This is a genomic window from Microcoleus sp. K5-D4, from assembly GCF_036704575.1.
In the GTDB taxonomy this organism is placed as follows: Bacteria; Cyanobacteriota; Cyanobacteriia; order Cyanobacteriales; family Microcoleaceae; genus Microcoleus.
In genome coordinates this window covers 38,863-46,388 of record NZ_JAUBSD010000049.1, presented here as the reverse complement: position 1 = coordinate 46,388, position 7,526 = coordinate 38,863, and the positions used below count along the sequence as shown (strand labels likewise).

The 7,526-nt window shown below is 44.2% G+C and carries 9 protein-coding genes; 6 read left to right on the top strand and 3 right to left on the bottom strand.

Annotated elements, in window-relative coordinates:
* Positions 1–88: 88 nt before the first annotated feature.
* The 4 genes from QUA77_RS16660 to QUA77_RS16645 are packed head-to-tail and all read left to right on the top strand — an operon-like array spanning position 89 to position 1,419.
* Entirely contained in the window at positions 89–430 is a 342-nt protein-coding gene (locus QUA77_RS16660; RefSeq protein WP_333036867.1) for a type II toxin-antitoxin system RelE/ParE family toxin, read from the top strand.
* A complete protein-coding gene (locus tag QUA77_RS16655) occupies positions 423–773 on the top strand; it encodes a transcriptional regulator (protein WP_333036868.1) in 351 nt (116 codons plus the stop codon). Before QUA77_RS16660 ends, QUA77_RS16655 begins: the two co-directional genes overlap by 8 nt.
* A 12-nt stretch (positions 774–785) precedes the next feature.
* Positions 786–1,247 carry an SRPBCC family protein gene (locus QUA77_RS16650; protein WP_333060397.1) on the top strand — a complete coding sequence of 154 codons (462 nt, stop codon included), beginning with the start codon at positions 786–788 and terminating at the stop codon, positions 1,245–1,247.
* Positions 1,231–1,419 (top strand): CPXCG motif-containing cysteine-rich protein, encoded by a 189-nt coding sequence (locus tag QUA77_RS16645; protein ID WP_006635525.1) that lies wholly within the window; start codon positions 1,231–1,233, stop codon positions 1,417–1,419. The genes QUA77_RS16650 and QUA77_RS16645 overlap by 17 nt, the downstream gene beginning before the upstream one ends.
* 7 nt (positions 1,420–1,426) lie before the next feature.
* Here QUA77_RS16645 and QUA77_RS16640 read toward each other — a convergent pair whose 3' ends face one another.
* The 3 genes from QUA77_RS16640 to QUA77_RS16630 all read right to left on the bottom strand — a co-directional run bounded on the left by QUA77_RS16640 (position 1,427) and on the right by QUA77_RS16630 (position 4,406).
* Complete coding sequence (locus QUA77_RS16640) at positions 1,427–2,176, bottom strand: gamma-glutamyl-gamma-aminobutyrate hydrolase family protein (RefSeq protein ID WP_333451284.1); 750 nt, start codon at positions 2,174–2,176, stop codon at positions 1,427–1,429.
* Between the two features lie 202 nt (positions 2,177–2,378).
* Positions 2,379–3,041, bottom strand: a complete 663-nt coding sequence (locus tag QUA77_RS16635) for a DUF2834 domain-containing protein (RefSeq protein WP_333451283.1) — start codon at positions 3,039–3,041, stop codon at positions 2,379–2,381.
* A 126-nt stretch (positions 3,042–3,167) separates the two neighbouring features.
* Positions 3,168–4,406 (bottom strand): FAD-dependent oxidoreductase, encoded by a 1,239-nt coding sequence (locus tag QUA77_RS16630; RefSeq protein WP_333451282.1) that lies wholly within the window; start codon positions 4,404–4,406, stop codon positions 3,168–3,170.
* Positions 4,407–4,602: 196 nt separating this feature from the next.
* Between QUA77_RS16630 and QUA77_RS16625 the strand changes: the two genes are divergently transcribed.
* Positions 4,603–5,994 (top strand): glycoside hydrolase family 10 protein, encoded by a 1,392-nt coding sequence (locus QUA77_RS16625; RefSeq protein WP_333451279.1) that lies wholly within the window; start codon positions 4,603–4,605, stop codon positions 5,992–5,994.
* A gap of 346 nt (positions 5,995–6,340) precedes the next feature.
* A complete protein-coding gene (locus QUA77_RS16620; RefSeq protein ID WP_333451277.1) occupies positions 6,341–7,321 on the top strand; it encodes an aldo/keto reductase in 981 nt (326 codons plus the stop codon).
* Positions 7,322–7,526 lie beyond the last annotated feature (205 nt).

The following is a 7,526-nucleotide window of genomic DNA, read 5'->3' as shown; positions in this document are numbered from 1 at the left end:
ATAGCTGGTATTTATAATTATGAACTTTCTTTGAAGACAAATTAGCCATCGCCTGAGACTTTCGCAAGAGGTCTACTATAATATAATTATGCCCGAAGTCCAACCGAGAGAAATTCAGCGTTATACGACGCCAGATAACAAAGTGCCTTTCGAGGAATGGTTTAATTTTCTCCGAGATGGCAAAGCTAAAGCTAGAATTAGGTTGAGATTAGACAGAGTTCAACTCGGCAATATCGGAGATTATCGATTTGTTGGAGAAGGAGTCTATGAATTAAAAATAGATTATGGCCCTGGATACCGAATCTATTTCGGACAAGTCGGCACAACTATTATCCTGCTTTTAATAGGTGGGGATAAAAGCACTCAAGACCGAGACATACAGCAAGCTATCAAATACTGGACTGATTACAGGAGTGAAGATAATGCCTAAAAGTTTACCTTACCATCCCTTTCTAATAGAATCTCTCAAAAAGCCAAGAGATTCTGCTATGTATCTAGACGCTTTTTTTGAAGAAGAAAACCCGGAGTCAGAACTGCTAAAAATGGTACTTAGCAATGTAGCAGAAGCTCTTGGCAAACAGCAGATGTCTCCAGAACAATATGAATTGCACTTAAAAAAACTGGATGAATTGCTTTCGCAGCAAGGAAGTGATGCGATTTATAATCTGGGAACTTGGCTGAATGCTTTGGGATTGAAACTAACAGTTGCTGTTTGTACTGATACAGAGGATAATACTGCAAATGCTGAAACGCGATCGCACTTAACTGTCTAGCCCAAGGATACAATGCCCAATTTTAAATACTCGTCGCTGATTAATGCCACTGTTGAAGCAGTCTGGAACTTTCACGAAAGGCCCGACATTCTGCAACTTTTGACTCCGCCTTGGCAACCGGTGAAAATCATTCGACGCGAAGGGGGACTCGATGTGGGTGCTGTATCAGAATTTCGCCTGTTATTGGGGCCGATTCCTGTAAAATGGGTGGCGACTCACACTGAGTGCGAACAATATCGCTTGTTTGTTGATGAACAAACTGAGGGGCCGATGGCAAGTTGGACTCACCGACACGAGTTTACCTCAGAAAATGGCAAGACTAGATTGACAGATGCGATCGCATTTTCGATACCGGGCGGCCCGATTGTCGATTTGTTGTTAGGTTGGTGGGTGGAAATGCGGTTAACAGATATGTTTCGCTACCGCCACGAAGTCACAAAAAGAGAGTGCGAAAAAGATGCAAACAACGGCTGAATATTACTGTGCTTTCTGCGGCGAACCGAGTACAACTTTTGTTGATATCAGCGGTGGTATGGAGCAATCATATATCGAAGATTGTCAGGTTTGCTGTCGCCCGAATGTTCTTTATGTCAGAATAGATGAAGATACCCTGGATATTGAAATAGATACTGACTATCAAGAATAAGTGACTATCAAAATGTATAAATTGCCTTTGATTCGGACTTGGTAGAATTTATAAATCTTGAAGCTGCTGCTTCTACGAAAGCCTGAAAAATTCGAGAGTTGAACGAACAGTTAGGTGACATTTCCGGGTGCCATTGAATTGCTATCATCCAAGGGTGATAACAGTGTTCCATTGCTTCTACCAAAGTGTCAGGTGCATTGGCTACTATTTGCCAATCGGATGTTACCTTCCGCACTGCTTGATGATGCCAGGAAACAACTGTTGTTGAAGTTTTTCCCATAATTTTTGCTAGCCGACTGTTTGGCTCAATTTCAATGGTATGCTCGATCGCACGTGGGGGAATTCCCGATCCGTGATTAACCTCGTCTCCGTAAGCATCCGGTACGTGAATCACCAAACTGCCACCGCTGGCTACGTTCAACATTTGCATTCCCCGGCAAATCCCCAACACAGGTATGTCAGCCTTCAAAGCTAGCTTTGCTAAGTTTAATTCAAAATTGTCGCGTTCTGCATTAACCGAGTAAACTGTGCGATCGACATAACCGCCATAAAGTTCTGGGTTGATATCTCCGCCCCCGGAAAAAATCAAACCATCTACTGCATCCAAAATACTAGCCGGATCTAATTGATTGGGCGGCAGTAAAATCGGAATGCCACCAGCCGCCTGAACTGCATCAATATAAGTTCCATTTAAGCGATATTCGCCTGCTGGACAGCGGTTGTATGTTGTGATGCCAACGATAGGAAATTTTTTCATTTGCTAGAGATTGGGAGATAAGTATTTAGATTAATACTCAGATTTTGCACTATTTGTAATCAGTGTTTCATGGGCGGGCAACTAGGAGCAACGACCCACAATAAAACTTACTTATTGTTATGAAACAGGCATCTTGCCTGTTTCTTGTCTGATTACTTGTGATTAATTCCTACATTACACTGAAACTTGCCTGCACGGCTGTCTAATTCGTAACAGTTTCAGTATTAGTTTCCGGCAGCGGTTTGCGCGTGCACAGATAAGCCAGCGGCCCGAACAGTGGTACTAATGTTACTGCCCAAAATGCTGTAGAGTTCTGCATTCCTCGGCGCGCCATATCGTCTCGTAATAAGGCAGGAAATAGCAGGCAAAGCATACAAAAATCTAAACTCATTACATGGATAAAGCGGCTAGTCTGCCACTGCTGAATAAAATCAGACCAATCACCTTTTGTCAAGCCAAAGGCAACTAAACCAACAGCAGCTAATGTTAAGAAAATTCCCGTAAAAGGGGAGTCTAATATCTTTAAAAAGATATTTTTATGACCGGCAAATTCTGGATTCGGTTCGCGCAGGGCTAAATAAGGCAGCAAGGCAACGGCGCCGACGCCAAAGGATAAAGTGGCAAATAACCATGCAGGTATTTTCTGGCCCCTGCCGTCAGCAAATAAGACGCAACTGTAGATGAGCGGCCAGACTCCCATGAGGTTGAATAACGCTACAATTAAAGGGTTGATGTCTGCTATTTTGCCTGTGGAAATATTGGTAATTAGTGTGATGGTTTTTTCGGGGCTGTCGGGTGGTGCAAATACAAAGGCGTAGGTGATAAATGCAATCCAAAGCAGCCAAAATCCCATTTTTCTGAACATAGTTAGTTTTTCTTACTTCTGATATTACTATAGCAAGCTTCAATGGTTTTTGAATAAGACTTTTTTTATTTACCGCAGAGGACGCAGAGGACACAGAGGAAGAACGGAAAATATCTGAATGTATTGCTATTTGGTATTGCGGGTTTTGGGCAGATTGCTAAATTTTTGCATAAATTGGCGATCGATCCAATCTTTCCAGTACCACAGCAGCGCCGATTCCCACATGAAAGATCCGCGAGATGCGATCGCCCTTTTATTCCCAGTACCAATTAACCCTAAATATTGTTGCTGCGGTGCAAAGGGTTTCAGCGGTTTTTCCAATAAAAACTGCTGCAAGTTTTCAAACAGCGGTTTGCCCTGACGCACGGCAAACACGCCTGCTTTGGGACGGGGATAATTAACCATCGCAGCGATATCGCCAGCCCCAAATACGTTGGAGTGAGAGACTGATTGCAGGCAATCGTTGACTTGCATAAAGCCGTTTGAGTCGGCTGCTAAACCGGATTCTTTTATCCAATTGGCTGCCGATGCTTGTGTTACCCAAAAAATGTGATCGCACTCTAATTCTAAACCTGATTTACAGGAAATTTGGTAATCGGTAGGGAATTGAGGATTGGTTTCTCTCTCAATCTTTTTTACGGCACAGACTTTTTCCTTTAAATGCAATTGAATGCTGCGACTGATGAGAATTTCTTGAAGGCGTCGGCGCACCCGATGGTTATGTGCAGGCATTAATTCAGCACCGCTGTGAAACAAATGAATTTCTGATGATAAATTTTCTAAATTTTCTTCCCTTTTCGTTCTTACCTCTTCCTTCCCCAATCGAGATTGCATATTTAATGCTAATTCTACGCCGCCTGCACCGCCGCCTACAATGGCTATCCGCAGAGGTTTTTGGGGATGGTTTGCTCTTTCGGAAATTAACTGATTCCAGCTAGCTAAAAACTCCGGTACGGGTTTAGCTGCAATTGTATATTCTGCTGCACCCGGTACAGATAAACTCGCAGGATTGCTGCCGATATCCACAGAAAGCAAGTCAAAATTAACCGGAGGGCGAGTTTGACAAATAACTAAGTTTTTGTTAAAGTCGATCGCGATCGCCCGATCAACCAATATTTGACACCCGGCAAATTCAGCGAGCGATCGCAAATCGATGTGACATTCATCATAATCGTAAAACCCGGCAACGTGTCCCGGCAGCATCCCCGAATAAGGCGCGTGCAGCACGTCGCTAATCAGAGTCAAACGCACTCCCGGCAGCGGTTTGATGCCGAACATTTTTAATACGATAGCATGACTGTGACCGCCACCAATTAACACTAAATCTTTCACAATTACAGATGTTCGATCGAAATATTCCAGCACCGATATTGTACAGCAATCGCATTCCTTGGGCCACACTGTCCGGTAAAGAGAGCTTGCAGTGCGTAATGAATGATTTCCCAGCACTTTGACATAATGCTCTCATCTACTCTCTGTGTCATAGATTATACTTCGCTTAGTTGCGATCGCATAACATCAATCCACTTATTGCACTTAACCGATTCCACATTCAGCGCCAATGGCTGTAGACTGTAGAGCGACCAAATTTTATCACCAAATTATGCCGGGGTGTGTTTCGATAGCTAACTCACCATTCAAAACTATGACATTACGCATCATTCCGCGCAGTTGGCAGCGATCGATTAAAACTCTTTTCCCGCTTCTGTTTGCCCTCTCATTCATTATAGTATTGGTGGCGAACAACTTGATTCCTGCGATCGCCCAGCAACCCCGCCAGGAAATTCGCGGCGTTTGGATGACGACAAACGACAAAGACATCCTCAGAGATCGTCGCAAACTAGGAGATGCTGTCAGCCAATTAAAGCGGTTAAATTTCAACACAATTTATCCTGTAGCCTGGAATTCTGGCTATGCAATGTATCCCAGCTATGTAGCGCAGCAAAGAGACATTCAACCCTTTGTTTACAGAGGGTTAGACGGACAAGATATGCTCGCCGATTTAATCGAGCAAGCTCACCGCCAAGGCCTGTTAGTGATTCCTTGGTTTGAGTTTGGTTTCATGGCTCCTCCCACATCAGAATTAGCCACACTTCATCCCGAGTGGCTGACACAAAAACAGGACGGCAGCCAAACCTCAAACGACGCCGGCGGCGAAGTAGTTTGGCTCAATCCCTTTCATCCAGAAGTGCAGCAATTCATTACCGAACTCGTACTAGAAATCACCACTCAATATAACGCAGACGGCATACAATTTGACGATCACATGAGTTTGCCGGCGGAATTTGGCTACGATGACTACACAGTTGCTTTGTATACCAAAGAAACAAAAAAAGCTCCCCCAAAAGATTTTCAAAATCCAGCATGGGTGCAGTGGCGAGCAAATAAAATTACCGCTTTTATGTCGCAGCTAAATCAAGCCGTCAAAGCAGTCAAACCCAATGCAATTTTCTCAATTTCTCCCAATTACTACGATTTTGCTTACAAACATCACCTGCAAGATTGGCTGGCTTGGGTGCGTTTGGATATTGCCGACGAGCTAATCGTGCAAGTCTACCGTCCCAATTTAGAATCTTTTGTGGACAAGATTAACCGTCCAGAAATGCAAGAAGCACAGCAAAAAATTCCCACCGGAGTTGGGATTATGACAGGCTTGAGAAATAACCCCGTACCGATTCAGCAAATTAAATCTCAGGTGCAAGCAGTCCAAGAATACGGCTTAGGCGTCGCTTTCTTCTACTACGAAAGCTTGTGGGAATATGCGCCAGAACCCACCGCCGATCGACTTTCTCAATTTAGTGCTTTCTTCCCGTCTTCTGCATTCCGAACAGCGCTACAAATACCCAGACGCGCGGCGAATTTTCCTCCACCTGCGCCACCCAAACCCGACCCGAAAGCTAAGCCAGAGCAACCTATTAAAAACACCGCACCTTCACCCTCGCCCACCACGTAAAAGAATAAAGAGTCATCAGTCATTGGTAATTTTGTAGGGCGTGCCATTAGTCCGACAGTCCAACAGGGGTTTAAACCCCTGTTTCATAGCTGAAGTCGTCTTTAGACGACTGTAGCAATTTTATCAAAGCTGTTTTTGTATAGAGTTAGCGCAGAATATATGTGTAACTCTAATTTTCAAAATTGAGATTACTATTTGAGTCGGTTTTAACCGACTTATGCTATTAGACAGGGACTTGAGTCCCTGGCGGCCCGTGGCAGAATGAAACAGCTCTGCTGGGGGCTATGGGATACCGAGTTATGTTCCTATAAAATATCCGTATTACCAACAACTCCCATCAATAAAAATGCAAACAAAGCAAACAATTTTACTGCCAAAAATGGGCTGCGGCACTTGGGCCTGGGGCAACAGATTGCTCTGGGGCTACAATGAAAGTATGGACGAGGAATTGCAAGCCGTTTTCAATCTTTGTGTTAGTAACGGCGTCACTTTATTCGATACCGGTGACTCTTACGGAACTGGCAAATTAAACGGACGCAGCGAGCAGCTTTTGGGGCAGTTTTCTCAACAATATCAAGGTGCAAATAAAGACAGTATTTGTATTGCGACAAAACTGGCTGCTTATCCTTGGAGGCTGACGCGACAATCAATGATATCGGCTTGCAAAGCCTCTGCTGCGCGCCTCGGAAAAAATGTAGATTTGGTACAAATGCACTGGTCCACAGCGAATTACGCTCCTTGGCAAGAGGGGGCTCTTTTAGACGGTCTGGCTGACCTTTACGAGCAAGGATTGGTCAAGGGAGTGGGCTTGTCTAATTACGGGCCGAAACGGCTGAAATGGGTGCACCGGAAATTTAGCGATCGCGAAATTCCTATTGTTACTTTACAAGTGCAATATTCGCTACTTTCTACCTATCCGGTGACACAACTCGGATTGAATGATGTTTGCGATGAATTGGGGATAAAATTGATTGCTTACAGTCCTCTAGCCTTGGGTTTGCTGACGGGTAAATATTCGGAAAATGGCTCTCTTCCTAAAGGTATTCGAGGTTTGGCGTGCAAGCAGCTACTTCCGGGAATGCGATCGCTTTTGGAATGTTTGCGAGAAATAGCGGCATTCAGAAACAAGAGTGTTTCGCAGGTAGCAATTAACTGGTGCATCTGCAAAGAAACTATTCCGATTCCGGGGGCTAAATCTGTGGAACAGGCGAGGGATAATATTGGTGCTTTGGGCTGGGAATTAGACTCCGGGGAGATTGCCGAATTGGATAAGGCAGCGGCGAGTGTAGATAAGAAAATGGTGCAGAATATCTTTCAAACTCGGTAATATCTGAGATGTTGTACCCTTCTCATGAACAGGCAAGATGCCTGTTCCACAAGACATGAATTTGCTTGTTCCACAAAAACTAAATTTTCTTGTGGGGTGGGCATCATGCCTGCCCGTACCATTCTCAGGAACAGGCAAGATGCCTGTTCCACAAGACATGAATTTGCTTGTTCCACAAAAACTAAATTTTCTTGTGGGGTGGGCT

What these genes read in the sequence shown, in the direction of transcription:
- QUA77_RS16625 (WP_333451279.1), top strand. Translation starts at nt 4,603, where the DNA reads ATGGCTGTAGACTGTAGAGCGACCAAATTTTATCACCAAATTATGCCG.
- QUA77_RS16650 (WP_333060397.1), top strand. Translation starts at nt 786, where the DNA reads ATGCCCAATTTTAAATACTCGTCGCTGATTAATGCCACTGTTGAAGCA.
- QUA77_RS16620 (WP_333451277.1), top strand. Translation starts at nt 6,341, where the DNA reads ATGCAAACAAAGCAAACAATTTTACTGCCAAAAATGGGCTGCGGCACT.
- QUA77_RS16635 (WP_333451283.1), bottom strand. Translation starts at nt 3,041, where the DNA reads ATGTTCAGAAAAATGGGATTTTGGCTGCTTTGGATTGCATTTATCACC.
- QUA77_RS16655 (WP_333036868.1), top strand. Translation starts at nt 423, where the DNA reads ATGCCTAAAAGTTTACCTTACCATCCCTTTCTAATAGAATCTCTCAAA.
- QUA77_RS16640 (WP_333451284.1), bottom strand. Translation starts at nt 2,176, where the DNA reads ATGAAAAAATTTCCTATCGTTGGCATCACAACATACAACCGCTGTCCA.
- QUA77_RS16660 (WP_333036867.1), top strand. Translation starts at nt 89, where the DNA reads ATGCCCGAAGTCCAACCGAGAGAAATTCAGCGTTATACGACGCCAGAT.
- QUA77_RS16645 (WP_006635525.1), top strand. Translation starts at nt 1,231, where the DNA reads ATGCAAACAACGGCTGAATATTACTGTGCTTTCTGCGGCGAACCGAGT.